Source organism: Rhodopirellula sp. P2, from assembly GCF_028768465.1.
Taxonomy (GTDB): domain Bacteria; phylum Planctomycetota; class Planctomycetia; order Pirellulales; family Pirellulaceae; genus Rhodopirellula.
In genome coordinates, this window is record NZ_CP118225.1 from 2,557,471 (window position 1) to 2,577,578 (window position 20,108).

Annotated in this window: 11 protein-coding genes; 1 reads left to right on the forward strand and 10 read right to left on the reverse strand. The window is 58.7% G+C overall.

Going from position 1 to position 20,108, the window contains the following annotated elements; all coding sequences use genetic code 11:
• Window positions 1–100 precede the first annotated feature (100 nt).
• The 9 genes from PSR62_RS09040 to PSR62_RS09080 form a co-directional block, all read right to left on the reverse strand.
• Complete coding sequence (locus tag PSR62_RS09040) at window positions 101–1,084, reverse strand: alpha/beta fold hydrolase (protein ID WP_274407448.1); 984 nt, start codon at window positions 1,082–1,084, stop codon at window positions 101–103.
• Complete coding sequence (locus PSR62_RS09045) at window positions 1,081–3,924, reverse strand: amino acid adenylation domain-containing protein (RefSeq protein WP_274407449.1); 2,844 nt, start codon at window positions 3,922–3,924, stop codon at window positions 1,081–1,083. The genes PSR62_RS09040 and PSR62_RS09045 overlap by 4 nt, the downstream gene beginning before the upstream one ends.
• On the reverse strand, window positions 3,837–5,192 hold the full coding sequence (ectB, locus tag PSR62_RS09050) for a diaminobutyrate--2-oxoglutarate transaminase (protein ID WP_274407450.1): 1,356 nt from the start codon (window positions 5,190–5,192) through the stop codon (window positions 3,837–3,839). The genes PSR62_RS09045 and ectB overlap by 88 nt, the downstream gene beginning before the upstream one ends.
• 169 nt (window positions 5,193–5,361) lie before the next feature.
• On the reverse strand, window positions 5,362–5,619 hold the full coding sequence (locus PSR62_RS09055) for a (2Fe-2S)-binding protein (RefSeq protein ID WP_274407451.1): 258 nt from the start codon (window positions 5,617–5,619) through the stop codon (window positions 5,362–5,364).
• A 1,234-nt stretch (window positions 5,620–6,853) separates the two neighbouring features.
• Window positions 6,854–8,479, reverse strand: a complete 1,626-nt coding sequence (locus PSR62_RS09060; protein ID WP_443217411.1) for a hypothetical protein — start codon at window positions 8,477–8,479, stop codon at window positions 6,854–6,856.
• 65 nt (window positions 8,480–8,544) lie between these two features.
• Window positions 8,545–10,587 (reverse strand): multiheme c-type cytochrome, encoded by a 2,043-nt coding sequence (locus PSR62_RS09065; protein ID WP_274407453.1) that lies wholly within the window; start codon window positions 10,585–10,587, stop codon window positions 8,545–8,547.
• A gap of 591 nt (window positions 10,588–11,178) precedes the next feature.
• Window positions 11,179–11,787, reverse strand: a complete 609-nt coding sequence (gene purN, locus PSR62_RS09070) for a phosphoribosylglycinamide formyltransferase (RefSeq protein ID WP_274407454.1) — start codon at window positions 11,785–11,787, stop codon at window positions 11,179–11,181.
• Entirely contained in the window at window positions 11,784–15,290 is a 3,507-nt protein-coding gene (gene ileS / locus PSR62_RS09075; protein WP_274407455.1) for an isoleucine--tRNA ligase, read from the reverse strand. The genes purN and ileS overlap by 4 nt, the downstream gene beginning before the upstream one ends.
• A 451-nt stretch (window positions 15,291–15,741) precedes the next feature.
• Entirely contained in the window at window positions 15,742–17,916 is a 2,175-nt protein-coding gene (locus PSR62_RS09080) for a mu-protocadherin (RefSeq protein WP_274407456.1), read from the reverse strand.
• A gap of 445 nt (window positions 17,917–18,361) precedes the next feature.
• On the opposite strand from PSR62_RS09080, the gene PSR62_RS09085 reads away from it, so the two are divergent.
• Window positions 18,362–19,609 carry a DUF1559 domain-containing protein gene (locus tag PSR62_RS09085; protein ID WP_274407457.1) on the forward strand — a complete coding sequence of 416 codons (1,248 nt, stop codon included), beginning with the start codon at window positions 18,362–18,364 and terminating at the stop codon, window positions 19,607–19,609.
• Between the two features lie 282 nt (window positions 19,610–19,891).
• On the opposite strand, the gene PSR62_RS09090 is transcribed toward PSR62_RS09085, so the two are convergent.
• Window positions 19,892–20,080 (reverse strand): hypothetical protein, encoded by a 189-nt coding sequence (locus PSR62_RS09090; protein WP_274407458.1) that lies wholly within the window; start codon window positions 20,078–20,080, stop codon window positions 19,892–19,894.
• Window positions 20,081–20,108: the final 28 nt, after the last annotated feature.

The following is a 20,108-nucleotide window of genomic DNA, read 5'->3' on the forward strand; positions in this document are numbered from 1 at the left end:
TTGACCAACGATTTCGGAAACTCGACCGCTTCCGCCTCGTTCATCGTTCGTCATCGCGACCTAAAAAGCAAGGGGATCAGATTGCCCACCTTCTCGGCAGTCAGTTGGAGCGGGCGAAATCGACGATCCGCTCGGCCACTCGATTGACGATCTTCTGACGGTCTTCGCAAAGAATCGCGACATGATCCAGTTGGGGAAAGTAATCGACGGTGGCAAGGTTTTTCCAGCGGACACCCGGCAGCATGTCGAAGAATTGCTCGGCGTAGTTGTAGGTGTCTGAAACGCCGCCGGTGTAGATCAGGTGCAAACGGCAGCCCTGATCCACCAATCGCTGGAACTCTTGTTTGGCAATTTCACGAGATGGATACTCACGCAAATCCGTGCCCATTGGCATGGTCGAGTATTCCGGTGCACTCGACTCGGGAAAGACGCGCAGCAGCCACCTGGTCAGGGGAGATTGATTGAGCACTCGCCGAGTCAAGCGTTTCCAGGCGTGGATCGATGCCAGGCGTGGAAGGTAGTGATGGAAAACACGGTTCCGATGAAAACGAGACGTCGGGTAACCGCAGGCATCCATCGCCACGATGCCGCACACTCGCTGGTCTTGTTGAGCGGCGTGCAAGGAGTCGTCGGCACCGGAGCACAATCCGAACAGGATCACTTGTTGGATGCCGTGTTGCTCTTGCAACCAATCGATCGCTTGGCTGATCTCAGCACTCGCTCGATCCAGCGAACGCCCGGCGGAACCAACAGGCAAACTTTCCCCGATTCCCGACAGGTCAAATCGCAAGGAAGCAACGCCGCGACTGCCCAGTGTGCTGGCGAGGTCGACGTGCAACCGGAAGGGGCCGGCGCTGTGCAACATTCCAGGGGTGATGAAAATCGCCGCGGTCTTCTGGACGCTGGGCTGAGATGTGGGGTGAAACACACCGACTAAATGGTGATGGCTTCCAAACACCACGGCTTGTTCACTCGTGGCCCGGTTGGCCGTTTTGCCTTGGGTGACAACCGCATGAGATTTCATCACCGGGGCGGCCACGGATGGGGCAGCGAACGGGACGCTGGGCATGGTGGAATGACTCATGACTTCACCTCGATGGCAGGGTGGACGTTCGATTCGTTTTGCAAGAGTCGCGTGATGTGCTGGATGGCTCCGGGGGACGAGAACGCGGACTCGGTCAATTCCGGACGGTCCCAGCCGATCTCGTCGTCCAACTGGATGACTGGGACATCCGAATTGGGGGAGAGATCGTTCCGTTCGGTCGAGTGGTAATCCCGACTGCATAGCAGCGATGTCACGCAATCGCTGCGCAACTCATCGGGAGTCCACTTGAGTTGATTCAGCTGTTGACGGACGACGTGGTTGAGCCGCGTGCCGTAGGCCTGGTCGATCGAACCGGGCCGGCGTGGTTTAGAGAACCGGGTGCCGTTGGACAATGTCATCGCGTGCAAATGATCCAGGTGTTGAAGGAACTCTTCCCCGCTGGCGATCGGATCCCACAGCAACAATTGCTCGACGTGGCTCGTTTCCGAGCAGGCGGCCAGGGTCGCTCCCAAGCGAATCCCGATCAGCGAAATGGCATCGAGGTCGTGCCGCTGACGCATCCAACGCGAGGCATCCCGAATGTTTTTCATCATCACATGCGGGGTGGCTTCCAACGCGTTGCCGTGCGAGTTGCCAGTGCCGGCGTAATCGAATCGCAGGACATCAAATCCCTGTTGTGCCAAGTGCACCGCGAGCTGTTGCAGGTTGCGGTAGCTGCGTGCGTATTCATGGCCATACGCGTGGCACAGAACCACCGCGCGGTCTTTGCGGGCTTGTCGCTTGGGAGGCGTGTAGTGAACGGCAAACAGTTCATGAGAACCGCTCGGCAAAAAGAACGCTTCCACTTCCGGCAAACGTTCACGCTGGGACTGAACGGCGGTAGCAGGCGATCCACCGCTCCGTTGACCCAGCATCGCTTCGATGTGATGCGACGCCAGTTCGATGGTTGGGTTGGCGAAAAAGTCGCGAACGGGAAGTTCCAGGCCCAGTTGATCCTTGAGACGAGCGACCACCTGCGTGACCAACAGAGAACTGCCGCCGAGCAAGAAGAAGTCGTCTTCAATGCCAATCTGAGGGATTTGCAGCACGGAACTCCAGATGTCGCAAAGCTGTTTTTGCAATTCTGTTCGCGGCGCAACGGCACTCTCGTCGCGAGCGATCACGGCCTGGTCGCCGCTCGGTAGCCCGGTTCGGTCGATCTTTCCATTGATCGTCTTGGGGAAGACTTCGGCAAACACGTACCGCTTCGGAACCATGTAAGGCGGCAGTTTCTCCCGAAGTTTCTGAGCCAATCGGGAAGCGATTGTCGGCAGTTCGTTCGGAAGGATTGAAGGAGTGCCATTGCTTGAAAGTGTGTCGGGCCCCATCCCGATGTACGCGAGCAGTGTGGTTTGGCCGTCCACCGCTTCGGCTGTCACCAGCGCCTCGTGGACGTCTGCGATGGACGTCAGTGCGGCTTCGATTTCACCCGGTTCAATGCGGTACGATCCCAGTTTGATCTGGTGGTCAACTCGACCGCCAAAGTCGATGTTGCCGTCGTCGAGCCAACGCGAAATGTCGCCCGTTCGGTACCAACGCTGCACTTCGCCGTCGGCATTTTTGCGATGAATGAAAGCGGCGGCGGTCAGTTCCGGTTGATTCAGGTACCCATCCGCGAGCGCAGGACCGCCGAGAAACAATTGCCCGGTTTCGCCAACCGGGACTTCAGCTAAATCAGAATCAAGGATCACAGCGGAGTAACCCGGCAACGGCTTGCCGATCGGCATGTTGGTGTCTGAAAAGTCGGCCTTCGGAAAGAAGACCGTTGCCGTGACGGTGGCTTCGGTCGGTCCGTAGGCGTTGCACCAGAGGACGTCGTGGTCACAAATGGTTTGCCAGCGATGGTAGTGATCCACGCTCACCTTTTCCCCCGTCACCACCATCAATCGGAGACTCGGTGGCACTCGCGATCCGGTGGCCAACATCAAGTCCACCCATTGATGCCAGTAGGCCGTTGCAAGGTGGACGGCGGTGATGCGTTGAGTCTCGATCAAATGGGACAGTTCGTTGACCGAGTCGGCGCGTTCCAGCGGACGGATGACAACACAACTTCCACACAACAACGGTGGGAAGATCTCTTCGATCGCAATGTCAAACGTCAGCGTTGAAAATTGCAGCGTCCGGTCGTCGGGATGCAATCGGTAGACATCCATGTCCGCTCGGCAATACGTCGTCAAAGCAGCGTGATTGATCAGCACGCCTTTGGGGGTTCCGGTCGATCCGGAGGTGTACATCACGTAGGCCAGCTGATCGCCTTGCAGCGTGGGATGATCTGCGCGTGCCAAGGAGGATGCCGGGACGTGCTTCCGAATCAGATCCGATGCTTCGATCCAGTTGAGATTCGAAGCGGAGGCAGTTGATTCGTGGTCGGTGTGCTTTTTGTCTTCAAACAACCCTCGGTATTTCCCGTGTCCGATCAACGTGTTGATCTGGGCATCGTCGAGCATGTAACGCAAACGATCCGCGGGGTAATCTGGATCCAGAGGCACGAACGCTGCCCCGGCCAAGTGGATTCCCAGCATGGATGCAATCGCGATGGGAGTGCGGTCCAGACACATGCCCACGCGGTCACCGGGAAGCACCCCTTCACGCCCCAGTGTCTGAGCGATGTGACATGATTGATCCAGCAGTTCTTGATAAGTCCACGATGTTTCTTCATGGACCACCGCCATCCGATCGGGGGCGGCGTCGCATTGTCGCCAGAAGAGATCGATGAACGCGGGAGTCGTTTTGATGGGCGTGTTGTTTGGCATCACGACATCACCACCGATGAAACGGCCGAGGTCGTGAGGTTCTGTGGAAAGGGAATCTTGGCCGAAGTCGAACCATTTGACTTGCACATCACCGCGTTCAGGCTTTCACGAAACAGCTGCAGGCCTTGTTGGAGTTGGTGATCAGGGATGTTCAAGGCGGGCATGAATTTCAGGACTTCGTCGTCGCTGCCGGATGATTCGAGCATCAGACCGTTTTCGAACGCACGGTCGATGATTTGGCGGGCCAATCCGCCCTCACGCACATCGAGTCCCCAGATCATTCCACGGCCTCGCAGTTCCCAGCTCTGATTGGCGTGTTCGTCCGCGATGGCGGACAGGGATTCACGCAGCGTTTTGCTGCGGTCCCCAATGCCGTCCACAAAGGAAGTTTCGTTCCAATGATTCAGCACCGCGTTCGCTGCCACGAATGCGAGATTGTTCCCTCGGAAAGTGCCAGTGTGCTGGCCTGGTTGCCACACATCGCACTCCGGTTGGATCAACAGCAGCGACAACGGCAATCCGCCACCGATGGATTTGGACAGACAAACCATGTCGGGGGTCAGGCCCGCTTTTTCAAAGCTGAAGAAGTCGCCTGATCGACCGTTGCCCACTTGGATGTCGTCCACGATCAACAGCACATCGTGTTGGCGGCACAGCGATTCGACTCGCTGCAGCCAGGCATCGCTGGCCACATGAATGCCGCCTTCCCCTTGGATGGTTTCCAGAACAATTGCTGCTGGGAGTGGCATGCCGCTGCTGGTGTCCGAGAGCATCTTTTCCAGCAGGATGGTCGTGTCGAAGTCGCCGAGGTACCCGTCGTAGGGAAGGAAGCTGACGTTGTTGTGCGACCCGTAGTGCTCGCTGTGGTAGTACTGATTGCCGGTCACGGCAAGCGAACCGAGGGAGTGCCCGTGGTAAGCGTTGGTGAACGTGACGATGTGCGATCGCTTGCGATGTTGCTTGGCCAGTTTCAAGGCCGCTTCGACAGCGTTGGTTCCGGTGGGGCCTGTGAACTGGATTTTGTAGTTCATCGATCGCGGTTGCAGGATCGTTCGTTCGAACGTCTCCAGGAACCGTGTCTTGGCTTCGGTCATCATGTCCAACGAGTGCTGAATCCCGTCTTGCGAGATGTACTCCAGCAACGCTTGTTTTGCCGCGGTGGGATTGTGGCCGTAGTTCAGCGATCCTGCACCGCAGAAAAAGTCGATCAGTTGCTGCCCGTCCGCCGTGGTCAGCGTGGAGCCACTCGCACTTTGAAAGACATGTGGGAAGAGGCGACTGTAGCCGCGGACCTCCGATTCCATCCGCTCCGTGGTGTCGGTTGCAGAACCTGAAATGGGCGTTGGCTGACTCAACTGAAAGACCTGCGATCAATGAAAGATTGCGAAAAACAAACTGGCATTGAAAGCTAGAACGCTCCAATTTCCCAAAGGCATCTCGTTCCGCCCACCGTGGAAGTTCTCCGGGGCGGCTGGATGCCTTTGACGATTGTTCGGGTTCTGCCGACGGTGCGATTGTGATCGTTCAGCGCGCGTCGGATTGTTGCTGACGGTAGTCCTGGCGGTCGCTCTGGTATTGTTCGGGTTCCGGCAACGATTCGGAATCCGGTTGGCTGGAATCGAACAAACGTTGGAGAAACGGACGACACCAACCACATCCTGTGCCAGCCCCAAAGCACTGGGACAGTTCGCTGGCACGTCGGGGCTGTTCCACCCGAAGGAACTGCTCAACTTTTCGTCGGGGGACGTGGAAGCACAGGCACAGATTGTCGTCGGGTTTCATGGGAGAAATCAATGTTGGGGGGGAAGGCAACAAGTGATGCTATGAAGCGTGCCTTCGGGAGGAAACCCGAGTCTCTCCGATTTCACCGCTCCGCGGCTTTTGACGGCATCGTCCCGACGGGAGAGTCGCGGAGCGACGGCATTGGACCAGCCTTGGGTTTCAACCCAAGGTTGACGCGTGCCAAACACACAGGCGAGTCGCGGAGCGACGGCAGTTGGCAGCGAGTTCGGAACCACCTGTCGCCGCTCCGCGGCTTTTGGGTTGGGGCGGGATCGACGGAGACCTCGGGTTGAAACCCGAGGCTGACGGATGTCACCGCTCCGCGGTTCGGTCGGGTGACAGCTCGTCCACACAGTCGCGGAGCGACGGCAGTTGACCAGCCTTGGGTTTCAACCCAAGGTTGAAGCGTGCCAAACGCACAGTTGAGTCGCGGAGCGACGACAGTTGGCAGCGAGTTCGGAACCACCTGTCGCCGCTCCGCGGCTTTTGGGTTGGGTCGGGATCGACCGTGACCTCGGGTTGAAACCCGAGGCTGACGGATGTCACCGCTCCGCGGTTTTTGACGGCATCGTCCCGACGGGCTAGTCGCGGAGCGACGGCATTGGACCAGCCTTGGGTTTCAACCCAAGGTTGACGCGTGCCAAACACACAGGCGAGTCGCGGAGCGACGACAGTTGGCAGGGAGTTTGGAACCACCTGTCGCCGCTCCGCGGCTTTTGGGTTGGGTCGGGATCGACCGTGACCTCGGGTTGAAACCCGAGGCTGACGGATGTCACCGCTCCGCGGTTTTTGACGGCATCGTCCCGACGGGCTAGTCGCGGAGCGACGGCATTGGACCAGCCTTGGGTTTCAACCCAAGGTTGACGCGTGCCAAACGCACAGGCGAGTCGCGGAGCGACGACAGTTGGCAACGAGTTTGGAATCACCGGTCGCCGCTCCGCGGCTTTTGAGTTGGGTCGGGATCGACGGAGACCTCGGGTTGAAACCCGAGGCTGACGGATGTCACCGCTCCGCGGTTTTTGACGGCATCGTCCCGACGGGAGAGTCGCGGAGCGACGGCATTGGACCAGCCTTGGGTTTCAACCCAAGGTTGACGCGTGCCAAACACACAGGTGAGTCGCGGAGCGACGGCAGTTGGCAGCGAGTTCGGAACCACCTGTCGCCGCTCCGCGGTTGGATGCGGAATGCGTCGTCGCGGGAAAACGTTGCGGTTTAGTTGGACGACCGGGCGTGCTCAGAACTTCCAGCGGTATTCCATCCGGGTCCCGTACACGTTGGGTAGATCGCTTCGCCAGCCGTGCATGACATCGAAGCGAAGCAGGGTGCGATTCGAAATGGGGAACTGATAACGGGAGCCGAGACCGAACTGGTCGCCTTGCACGGCCAGGTTTGAGTCGCCGTGTTCGGTGAGGTAAGAAGCCTCCACAAGCAACTGACGATCCAGTTGATTGCCGATCAAGTCCACTCCGATGGATCCGCCGGCAGTGTCGAATCCGGTGGGGTCGAGCGTCGCAAATCCATTCAGGCCGTCGGTGTCGAAGTTGATCCCGGTGTTCCGCAGGATGCCCCCGCTGCCTCCCGCGCGAGCGACTGATTGCGGACGTCCCCAGCCGTAAAAGAAGTTGGCGTAGGGGACCACGGTGAGCGGCGACGAGGTGATCAGACTGTTTTCCCACAGGAACAAACCACCGTCGGCGGTCACGTCGGCATCGGGAAGGTTTTGGCCCGTGTTGATGATCAACCGAAGCGAGTTGCTGATACGATCCAAGTAGCGTTTGGTGAAGCTGATCGTCATATTGTGATAGCTTCGCCGCGTGTCATCGCGGTCCCGCAAGTACGCGTAGCCCGCTTCGATGTACCCATCGTAGGCATCGATGAAGCACGCGGTTCCGAAGGCTTGCGCGGCGTGTTTGTCGGTTCCAAATGCGGGGCTGTTGATCTGGTCGATCGCGGCGAAGAACGTCCAGTCAAAGTTGGCCCAGTTGAGTGCTCGGCTGTGGCGGGCAGGGATTGCAAACGCGGCACCGGTCACCGCGTCCTCCATCCAAATCCCGTTTTGAAACAACAGGGGAATCAAACCGATCGTCACGGGCATTTCGGCGGGGGACGATTTGCCATGAAAGCCACCCCACATTGCACCGAGGTCACCTTCAAAGAAGGCGGTCACGAAGTTCGGATCAAAGACGCCTTGGTAGTCGAATTCACCGCCTTGAAAATCAATTCGGTTGAATTGATTGTTGCGATCAAGAGGGCCAATGAACCCATGGAAACGCTCGGAGTCGGTCAGACGCAGATCCATGTCCAGGTTGAGCCGGCTGGCCCAGTTGTCTGTCCGCCCGGCCGCATTGCGACCGGTGCTGATCCCCGAACGGAAATCACCGTACAAGTAGAATTCCGGACGCGCCAGGTTGGTGCTGCCGAACCAATTCTTGCCCCGGGGTGTGATTCCGTCACCGTAAAACGTGCGTCCCCATTCAATCCACGGGCTCTGCGTCGGGACCGCCGCTTTCGCGTCATACACCCACTGCTCCCGTGCTCCATCGTGCCAGTTGGATTGTTCTGGCAAGGGCGTTGGAGAAAAGTCATCCGCGAAGTGCGTGAGGTTCCCCAGCCCAGCGGAGGTTGCGAAATCAGCGGCGGATTCCTCTTGCAGGACCGATGGACCCGCCGCGGTTGGTGAACGGAGCGAATCCGCGGGGTGACTGGCGAAGTCGAAGTTCGGTTGCGGGAATCCGCTTGGCTCGAGTGTTTCAGCTGGGGTGTGAAATGGCGAAGTTGTGGGTGAGTCCGGGACTACAATTGGCAAGCGTGTCGGACGAGGTCGCCCGGTCTGCGCGAGTGCGCCGGCAGGCGTCAGCATCGTGAGCGAACAGGTGACGCACAACGCGACAAGGCATTGGATGAAGAGGCGGGATTGCAACATGATCAACGCACCATGAACGTGTGTGTGTCATGGCAGATGTCAATCATCCGCTCGTTCATTCGGCGAATCATGTCCGGTGTGCTGTGGATCTGACGCATGAAATACATGGGTTCGGTTCGACTCCGCATCCGGACACTCAATCGGTAGGGTCCTGGAACCCGGAACGCTTCCGCCGGGATGGTGTACTTGGCGATTCGATGGTCCAGCGGTGGGATGCTATGCGCTTCCATCCGGATCAGCGGCGGGTGATTGAGCACGCTGATGGGCAGCGCCCCGGGACGCAAGAACACCAGTTGGTCCAGGCTGAAGTTCAGCGGCAACGCGGCTTCGCGGTCGGTCCCACGAACGTTGTTGATCAAGAACTTGGTTTGCAAGTTGAATAGGTCCTTGTCGCGAGGGATCCGGCCTTTGGCAACTTCGACGCTGTGCATGTCACACAGGTCGGCGTTGGCATCCAGGTACCCGGTCTCCCAAACGCGTTGACCGTCGGGATTGATCAGTGCCGCGTTCAGCCACAGTTGGGGTTGAGCACCGAGCGAGCCGGTGGGCAGGTTGTGGCCGGAGCTGATGTTGTCGACTCGGTAGCCCAGCTTCAACGGCATGCCAACTTGAGGCGTGGTGTAGAACACCGGATCGCTGACTTGAGCACCGGCTTCCAGCGTCATCGCTGAGAAGCCGCGTTTCTGATCGAGCTTGGCGTTGTTGGCGTCGATGACTTTGCGAGCGTCACGTCGATCGTCGGCGTTGTCCCAAGGTTTCGGGAAATGCATTCCTTTCGTCACGTTGCGTTCAAATTCTTCGGTGCCCCAGCCGGCGCGGTCGTCAAAGGTCAGCCATTGACGCGGTGTGAAGGCTTTGGCCTTGGGGTTGTGCGGGAAGATCCCTGGGTGAGCAATCGAGTACCCGGGGCCCCAAAACGTGTGGTTGGAGTGTTTCTTGGGGTTCCCGTAGGGCTTGCCTGAGATCTCGGCGATATGGCATTCTTCGTAGCCTGCTGCTTTGCCGGGAACCGCACCCATGTGGCAGTCCTGGCAGGAGATGCCGCACTTCGCCGCGGGGCTGCTGCGGTACTGAGCGTGCACGACTTCCAGCGAAATGCCGGGATGCACCGCGACTTGGTGGCACGAGGCGCAAATGTCTGACTTGGTGAGCGGTTCGAAAAAGTAGGACCCGTTGTGGATCGCTTGGCCCGCGCCCTTTTGACCCGAATGTGTTTTCAGTTTGTTCTTTTCTGCGTTGGCCAGAGCCGTTGCCAAACCCATTCCGTCGCCACCACGACCGACCGGGGCATGGATGTTGCCTGGTTCGATTCGGCGATCGCCGTTGCTGCTACGCCCGTAGTGCTCATTGATACGGTGACAAGTGATGCATGTCACTCCTTCGCGAGCCACAGGCGGCTGATCCAGAATGCTGACCGTGCGAGGGATTTCCAGCTGTGTCGCAACCGGTGAGTGACACCGCATGCAGAAGTACCCCACGGTGCCTTCAGTCAGTTCCGTGATCGCTTGTTCAAAGCGTTGGAACATCGGCGAGACCGTCGCGTAGGCATGGCTGCTGACGCTCCACTCATCGTAGTGCTTGGGATGACAGGCACGGCAGGACTCGGCCGACGGATAACATTCCTCGGTCCACAGGCCTTCGTGTGGATCCTTCTTCTCTGGTGTTTTGGCAGCCGGTGGTTTGATCGGTTCGTGACTGCCAAGACCTGCCAACGGATCATCGCTGGCGAGTGGATCGGTCCCGGCGGAAGGATCGGCGAAGGCCGCCAGCGGATCGATCTCGGCAGCGACCAAGCGATCTGGCCGCCGTGAATTGTGTGGCTGGAGGGTCGCGACGGAGGCCTCTGGTTGGCGTCCGTACAATCGATTGCCAACACCCAACAGTTGCCCGACTTCGAGCAATTCTTCATCGCTCAAGGTTTGCTGGCCACGGAATGGCATCCCATCGTCAGCGGTTGCCCTGGATGGGATTGCGAGACCACTCCAGAGACCGAGCCAGAGTGTCAGAATCGCGAGCGTTTCACGACGAGGAGTGATGAGAATCATCGTGTGAACCTGAACAACCCAATGACACGTGAACAATCCGAACAACACCGACAACCACACTGGGTGCATCGACTGGTGATGTTCGGATCGTCCAGAATGATCAGCGGGATGCGATCAAATGCCTCAACCGGCAAAGCTTGCCAGAGAGAAGCATTTGCCAAGGGGGGTTGGCCCGCAGTCAGGACGTTGCGGTTTCATGCGGGCCGTTTCACGGGCGGTGGCGGGCAATCACCGGACTAGGAAGGTGTGGTGTCCAGTTCCCCGGCGTTGATGGAGGTCGTGCGGCTTTGAAGCTCCGATCCAGCAGTGACATGCAGAACCCCGCCTTTGAAAGAGGTCGTGGAGTTTTATTTCACCCTCCCTTGAGACGTTCGAATAATAAATGGTAGCTGGCGTCTGGGGTTCGCCCCGGATGGGGCCGTCATGCTTAGCTCGGGGCGGAAGCCCCGAGAGACCGATGCCGGAAAACAAACGGTCGCCCCGGATGGGGCCGTCGTGGGAGTTGGGGGGCGTCCCTCGCTCACGCTTCGGGTTGTGATGGGGTGGTCTTGGCCGACTCTGACGGGCAAGAGTGCCCATGCTACAACCGTTTCACGATGCGGTGGGTTCTTGCGAGGCGGCCATCATGCGGATGGCTTCGGGCAGCGTTTCGCATTCGAGTTGGAACACGCGTGAGGCGAGATCGTCGGGCGTGTCGGTGGGAAGGATCGGGCAGGCCTTCTGGTGGATGATCGGTCCGTTGTCGTACAGATTGTCGACGTAGTGAACCGTGCAACCGCTGATCTTCACGCCTCGCTTGATCGCCGCGGCATGCACATTGCGACCGTACATCCCTTTGCCTCCGAACGCAGGCAGCAAGGACGGGTGAATGTTGATCACGCGTTGTTCAAAGTCGCTGGGGATCAAAACGTGTTTCAAGAAACCCGCCATGATCACGTGCGTCGCCCCGGCCTCTCGGCAGGGACCAAACATGGCTTCGCTGTAGGCGTCGTCGTTGTCGAAGTCACCTTTCCGAACGACGCGTGTTTCGATGCCAGCCTCCTCCGCGATTTTGATTCCGCCCAAGCCCTCTCGACTGGCGATCACCAGTCGGAAATCGATGGGCAGACCATGTTCGTTTCGATGGCGAATCAAATTGGCCAGCGTGCGGCCGCCTCCACTGAGGAAGACGGCCACTTTCAGTGTGCTTGGATCGCTCACGCGTCGCTCACCTTGGCGACAAACAGTTCGCCGCCTTCGATGCTGACTTGCTGAGCGTTTTCCAAGGTGCCCGAAATCAGCTCCTTGGCCAAGGTTTCGCTGCAGATCATTTCACGGTGCGTTGCGATTGCGGATTGCAGTTCTGCATCCGACGTTTCCACGGCCACTCGAATTCGATCGGTGTACTGGCAATCGAGTTCTTTGCGTTGGCTTTGGATCCCGCGGATCAAGTCCTTGGCCAATCCTTCGCGACGCAGTTCGGGGGTGACTTCCGTGTTGAGCACAACGACACAGCCTGAACCTTGGGCGGCTGCCCAGCCCTCCCGAGCTTGCAAGCGAATCTCGATGTCTTCCCCGTCCAACTTCAATGGACCGGACGGAAGTTCGACTTCCACGTGACCGGCCGTTTGCAGCTGTGTCAGCAATTGGTTGCCGTCCGCTTCGCCCAGCATCTTTTTGACCAGCGGGATGTTCTTGCCAACTTTTGGGCCCAGCCGTTTGAAGTTGGGGACGATGGTGTACTGGACGTACTCGCCACCTTCGGTCGTGTAGTCGACCGCTTTGACATTCAGTTCTTCCCGCACCAACGCATCGTGGCTTTGCAGCCAATCGATTGCCGTGTCGTCGGTCAGGATCACTTCGACCTTGGACAGCGGCAGGCGGACCTTCAGTTTGGCATCGGCACGAGCCGAGCGTCCCAGCGATGCGATCTCTCGCAGCAACCGCATGGAATCCGAAAGCTTCTGGTCGACGCGTGAATCGTCTGGTTGAGGGAAGTCGCAGAGGTGAACGCTGGGCAGGACCTTGTCGCCAAACGGCGCGGTCAGCTCTCTCCACAGAGTGTCGGCCAAGAACGGAACGAAGGGAGCGATGACCTTGGTCAGTTCCAGCATCACTTCGTACAGCGTCCAGTAGGCATCGTGTTTGTCGGGGGAATCGGCATCGGAGGCCCAGAAACGATCGCGGCTGCGGCGGACGTACCAGTTGCTCAGGCCGTCCAGCAAGTTCGTGATCGCTTGGCATGCGTTGTAGTTGTCAAACGCATCCATGCGGTCGATGACCGTTGCCAGCGTGCGATGCAGTTCGGAATGGATCCATCGATCGATCTCGCTTCGTTCGCTGATCGGGCGATAGGTGGGCGCCGAAGCCAATGATTCGGGTGTCAGCTGATCATCCGCGGTGGTTGCCGAAGTGGGATCGAACCCATCGATTTCAGCGTAGATCGAGAAGAAGCTGTACGTGTTCCAAAGCCGCAGCAGGAACTCGGGGATCGAATCGCGGATCGCTTGATCGGAGTAGATGATCGAATTCCACGGTGCTTGGTTGGCGAAGAAATACCAACGCATCGCATCGGCACCGTACTTGTCAAAGATCTCCGAGGGGCTGCGATAATTCCGAAGACTCTTGGACATCTTGCCAGTCTTCTTGGTGAACTTGCCCTCGGCTTGTTCGACCTCGGCTTCGGACAGCAACACCGTCTTGGGTTGGCCGTCTTTGCCAGCCGCTTCGTACCACTGCGACAGCATCAATCCCAGCACGATGCAGTTGCGGAACGGATGCGGGTAATCCGCTTCACTGTCGCGAGACGGTGTGGATTCGCTGGCCTGCGTTCCGGCTTCACGGATCGAGGCCCCTTCGCCAAACAACATCGTGCTGATCGCCAGTTGGCTGTAGAACCAACCGCGAGTTTGGTCGATGGCTTCGCTGATGAAGTCCGCTGGGAATTGTTCTTGGAACTGCGCGTCGTTTTGGTGCGGCCATCCCCACTGGGCAAATGGCATTGCACCACTGTCGTACCAGCAGTCGATGACTTCGCTGACCCGCTGCATCCGAGCACCGGATTCGAACGGCGAATCGTAGGTGACCGAATCGATGTACGGTTTGTGAACGCGAAGATCGTCAGGCAGTTCAGGGTTGGCTGCTTTGGCATTGTCCCAAACCTGCGTGCCATCGACGCCAGGTTTGGCCAGCAGTTCTTCGTAGCATTCGATGGCTTCCATGCGACCGGTGGATTGGCAAACCCAGATCGGAAGCGGCGTGCCCCAATAACGTTCTCGCGACAACGCCCAGTCGACGTTGCTTTCCAGGAAGTTGCCGAAACGTCCATCGCGAATGTGTTCGGGTTGCCAACCGATCTTGCTGTTGTTCTTCAGCATCAAGTCACGGAACTTCGTCGTCCGGATGAACCAGCTTTCTCGCGGGTACTGGATCAACGGGTCATCGTCCGCTCGCCAGCAGAACGGATAATCGTGCAGGTACTGTTCCAGGTGCAGCAGGCGACCGGACTCACGCAACGTTCGCGTCAGGGTCTTGTCGGCTTCCTTGACCCAGACGCCCTTCATCGATGCGAACTCGTCGGTGAACTTGCCGTCGGGGCCGACTGCACACAGCAGATCGGGACGCTGGCCTTCGACGAATCGAGTTCTTTCAGTGACCAAAACTTCGTGATCGATTTCACCGAATGCAGGTGCCAAGTGAACCAGGCCGCTGCCCGATTCCGTGGTCACAAAATCAGCCGCAACGACGCGCCAGTACAGCGACTCTTGTTCACCGGTGACCAATTCGCCCACTGGGTCGCCGAGTCGGGAATGGTAGTCGTCAAACGGAGGTTGGTAGCGTTGACCGACCAGCGACTCGCCCGTGACTGTTTCGATCACCGTCAATTCGCGTTTCAATTTGCCGGCGAGTGACTCCACGAGTGCGGCGGCCAGAACCAATTCTTGACCGGTCTCGGAATCTTTGACGACGGCGTATTCCAGTTCGGGCTTCACCGCCGCGTACATGTTGCTGGGCAACGTCCAGGGGGTCGTGGTCCAGACCACCAAGGATCGTTCCGGTTGGTCGGCCAACGGGAACAACACGTAGACGCTTGGGTCAGCGACCTCGCGGTAGCCCTGCCCCACTTCGCCGGCGGAAAGTGCCGTGCCACCTTGAGCCCACCACCACACGATCTTGTGGCCTTGGTAGAGCAGCCCGCGGTCGAACAGGTTTTTCAGCGACCACCAGACGCTTTCCACGTAGGATTGGTGATAGGTCACATAGGCTTCTTCCAGGTTGACCCAGAACCCCAGGCGGCGGGTCAGGGTTTGCCATTCCTGCATGTAACGCCAGACGCTGGATTGGCATTTTTGGATGAAGGGTTCGACACCGTAGGCTTCGATCTCTTCTTTGCTGTGGATGCCGAGTTCTTTGCCGACTTCGACTTCAACGGGCAATCCGTGCGTGTCCCAGCCAGCTTTGCGCTCGCAGCGATAGCCCCGCATGGTTTTGTAGCGAGGGAAGACGTCTTTGATCGCACGTGTCAGGCAGTGGCCTGGGTGAGGCATCCCGTTGGCCGTGGGGGGGCCTTCGTAAAAAACGAATGTGGGAGCGTTGGCGCGGCGGGCGAGCGATTGCTCGTAGATCGAGTGCTGGTCCCAAAACGCTAGAACTTGTTCTTCGAGAGTCGGGAAGTGGGGGCTTGCGGCAGGGGCCCGAAAAGCAGCGGTCGAATTCGCGGACACGTGATAACCGAACGAATGAGATGGGAATGTCAAAACAACGCATAGTTTTATGCGTTGAAGGACATTTCCCCTACCCCCAACCAAGTTCTGCCGCTTTCGTTGTCATTTTCACCTTCTTCAATGACCGGCCGCCCCTCGCGCACGCCGTTTTTGCAGTCGGTTTCGTTGGCCAACGGCCATCATCATCGTAGCCGGGGGCATCGGCTGGGCTGACTGTTTCGCACTGGCAAAGCGAAACGCAATTTGCGCTCACGATTCGGAGAATCGAGCGACATTGTCGCACAACTCTCCGAGTTGTCAGCGTTCGCGTCGGATGGACTAAAACTCGACGAAGCACATTTTTATCAGCCCAGGCATCGCCCTTGGGATCGAGAACTTTCCGCCCCCTCCCGTTTCGGCCTGTTGATTCAGTCAGCCGGAACGCGATCGCGTCCGGTTCGTCAGCGGGAACTCAGGCGACCGCGGCTGAGTTGGCGCTTGCGGCGGCTCGTTTAGCGGCCACCATTTCCTGGTACTTCAGACGCAGGACGTTCAGCCAGTACATCAGGTAGAGGTTGGCGACAAAGGAGACCAGCAGCAACGCGTTGAAGAGCGTTTGGGTGGCCACTTTTTCTCGGTCCGCACGCGGGTCTTGGCTGATGGCGCCGAGGGCGTCTTTGTCATCCAAGGAACCTGCACCTCTGCCGGGCGGAGGCCCTGCATTGGATGTGCCCGGTTGCGAGCCGCCCAAGGGAGGGCTGTTGCTGGCGACACTTCCAGGGGTGTTGGCGTTGGGTGTGAAATTGACGTATTGGTAGGGATAACCCGTCGCCGGATTGATGTTGGGGTTGGCTGGATTGGAATTCGTTGGTGCGTAGGGAATCTGGGGTGGCGTGTAATTTTGGCCGTACGGGTACGGGGACTGAGGTTGCCCGGCATGGGGCATGGGGGCGGCGGGTTGTTGGCCGTTGGCGTAGAGCGATCCGGTGTTGGGATTGCCGGCATTGGGGGGAACCGTGTTTGAGTTCCCGGTGTTGGGGGCCGCGTAGTTTGGGAAGTTCGTTCCTGGATTGGCTTGGCCTTGGTCGGTTTGACCGGGATTGCTGCCCTGTTGGCTGGCGTAGGTTGCGTTGCCGCCGTAACCCGAGGTCCCGTTGGTCTGCGCGGCGTTGGACGGCATGCCACCGGACGGCATGCTACCGGACTGGGGTCGGTTGGGCGTGGGACTGCTAGCCAGGCTTGGGTTGGGACGGTTGCTGTCGTTGGCGTAGCTCGAGCTCGAAAGAGGCCGGCCATTTTGATCGACCCGTTCGCCGTAGGCATTCAGCAAATAGCCTTCCCGGTCAACGGGAACACCAGCCGTGTTGAATGACCAACCATTGGGTGGCAAACGGTCCGCTTCGGCTGGAGTCAGCTTGGGATCGTATTCGTAGCGTTGGATGGTGTTGGCGTTGCCTTGCGAGGAGGTCGCGTAGGTGGTGGCACGTCGAGACGAGGGGCTGGCGATGGAGTCCGAGGCCGTTTGGCCGAAGGAATTTTGTCCGCCCAAGCCGCCGGGCATTTGGTTGAAATTGCCAGTGCTGAAGCCTGAGTTGGGGCTGTTGCGGTTGCTTGGATCTGCGCCGTTGCGTGGCGCAGCGCCAGGATCCGATGCCACGGAGCCATTGGCAGGGTTGGTCGGCGGGGCGGTGGAGGGACGCGAAGCGGGACGGTTTCCCAGCGCGTACCAGTCGTCATCGTCGTTGGGCCAAGGCGGCGCATTCGCTCCGGTGGATGCGGAATTGGGGGCCGTCGAAGGGCCGCCGTTTCGCGCGGAGCGATCCATGGTGGCTGGATTGGATGTTCCAGAATTCGATGTGCCAGGGTTCGCCGTGTTGGGATTGGCGGTTCCGGAATAGGCGGTGTTGCCTCCGGTGAACGGGGGCGGAGCGACTGTCGTCGATGAAGCACGAGAGGCCGCCGCAGGATCATTGCCCGCTGTGCTGGGCGTTCCCAAACCGAGGTTGCGGCGAGTGGCTTCCGCGAAGGCCTCCGCTTCGGCGCGGAGTGTGTCATTGAGTGACGACGAGGTCGCCGCACCCGTGTTGGGGGCGCCTGTGCCTGGCGTCGATCCGAAGCCGCCTTGCGCCAGCGAGGGCGGCATGTTGAAACCGCTGGTCGAGGGTCCGGTGGATGGGGCGGGAGGTTCGTAGCCACCGGGAAGATTCATGCCTCCCGATTGAGGTTTCATCAACCGGGTGACGCTGGGTGAGTTGACGTTGCCAGGAATGATTCTTGGTCGCGTCGAGTTCGATGTCATCGGGATCGGAATCGGTCGACGATCATCCGAGGCGATTGGCAGACTTCGAAGCGCATTCTCATCCGAAACCACCTGCGAGACCCCGGAAGGATGCGACGCATTGGTCTGCCTCCAGTGAGCAGGTGTCTCGCGAGGGACGTTGCCGGTGCCGACCCGGATCACGATTTCGCTGACTCGGCCACGCACTTCGGGCGAGATCGTGCTGGTGATTTCACCCACACGCTCGAGTTGATCGAGTTGATCCGGTGGGACTTGGATGATGTATTTCACCCCATCGGCACCGTCCGGAGTCCATCCGAAGGTGATGCCCATCGTCGCGACCAACAATAACGTCACAGCGCCACCCATGGCACAATCCTTTGCTGTGTTCAGTTGTGGGCTTGGAAGCACATTCCGAGTGATTCACATCGCAGCCCATCGGGTTTCACGCCAAATCGTACCGGCGATTGGCGATCGAGGTAAAGCCCGATGTGGGGTGAAAACACAAGACACTTTGAGCTCCCTCTGAGGTGCTGAGTCTGGTGGTGGACGCCTCGCTGAACTGAAACCGGTTGCAGAGTCTTACTCGACTTCAGTGTACTTCTGTTGGGTGTGCAGTGGCTTTTCTTCAGGGGGTTCTAAGGGGGCAGAGTGTTCCGTTAGGATGACGCTCTGAGGGAATATCTCTCGAAAATCCTGTTTTGTGACAGAATGTTTGTGTACCCGTTGCCGACGGTATCCCTAAGATGGAGAGGCACGCACCCTGCTCGTTATGAGTGTGTGATTTTTCGTATTGTTCTTGGGAGATGTCGTTATGAAGCGTTTTCGTGTCCAGCCAAAGGGTTTCACTTTGGTGGAGCTTTTGGTGGTGATTGCCATCATTGGCGTTTTGGTGGGGCTGCTGCTGCCAGCCGTGCAAGCCGCCCGCGAGGCAGCCCGTCGGATGAGCTGCAGCAATAATTTCAAGCAACTGGGCTTGGCAATTCACAACTATCACTCGGCTTACAACCAACTGCCGATCCATGGGGTCGGGACGGGTGGGACAGATGGAGGTGCCGCCCCGTTTGGAAACACCGGTGTGACGACCAATTGGTGGACGAATTATGGCGATGCCAACGCTTGGCGTTTGAGCATGCTGGTTGGGCTGACACCTTTCGTCGAGCAGCAGGGGCTGTGGGAAGAAATCAGCAACCCCAGCCTGGTCAACGCGTTGGACTTGAACACACCGCTTACTGTGCCTTGGCCTGCGATGGGGCCCGCGGTTGAGTTCATCCAATATCGCCCCTGGATGACGAATATGCCAACGCTTCGTTGTCCGAGCGATCCTGGCCAAGGTTTGCCGGGCCAAGGACGCACAAACTACGGCGCCTGCCTGGGGGATTCGATGGAGTGGTCGGTTCGTGGGACCAAGTCACACGACGGGACCAGTGGCGAAAAGGTGAACAACAGCGGCTGGGCGCAGCGATCGCGTGCTGCTGACCGAGGCATGTTCGTTCCGCACACCAACGCGAAGTTCCGAGATATCTTGGATGGATTGTCCAACACGGTGGCGATGGCTGAGCTGATCACGGACATTGGCGATCGGGATACCCGTGGGATCCAGTCGATCAATGGGAACCCGCCCAATGAAGTTCGGTTGAACCCCAATTACTGCGTGGAGAACGGTCAAATCGATCCGGCGCGGCCTCAGTTCTGGTTGGGTGGGACTTCCATCCAAGGTGTGAATGGTGGTCGCGGTTACAAATGGGCCGATTTTCGGCCCAACTACAGCGGTGTTCACACCATCGCCCCTCCCAACGCTGCCATCTGTGGTGGCAACAACGCTGGGCAAACGGGAATGTTCCCGCCATCCAGTCGTCACCAAGGTGGCGCCCATATCTTGATGGGTGACGGAGCGATCAAGTTCATCACGGATTCGATCGACGCCGGGAACCAAAATCACGAAATGGTTTGGCAAAGCGCCACGATGGCAACCGCAAAGCCAGGCTCAAAGAGTCCCTACGGCGTCTGGGGAGCCATGGGAACCAAGGGTGGTCGTGAGATCATTGACCAAGAGTTTTGACCCTCACGAAGCAACCTTCGAACCAAGGTGCTGAAGAACAATGAAAGCCGGCTTCGCTCTTTTGAGTGAAGCCGGCTTTTTTTAGGAATCATTCGAAAGCAACTTCGGCATTCAGCGAACCCCCGGAGATGAAAGGCTCGCACCGACCCGGAACGGGACGCCGAATCTTCGACCCTTTCTGGGTCGGGGATTGTCGGGGACTTGAATCCGGTGGTGTTCACTGCGTTCCCACCACCGGCTACCCTCTGCCATCCCTACCGGGATGAAACCCCAAGCCGTTGGCTATGGCTTGGTTGTGAGGGAGCCGTCCATTGCCGCGAGGTCTTTCTCTTGTTCAGCCTGGTAGGCTTCGATCGCCGACTGGTCAGCGTCTTCCAACGCGGTGGTGGGTTGCGATGGGCAGCCAACTGCGGTGCCCAGCGTGAGGCAGCAAAGGACAGCGAGGGCTCGCCGAAGGTTCAAGAAGTTCATAAGGGCTCCAGTGAAAAACGTAAAAAGG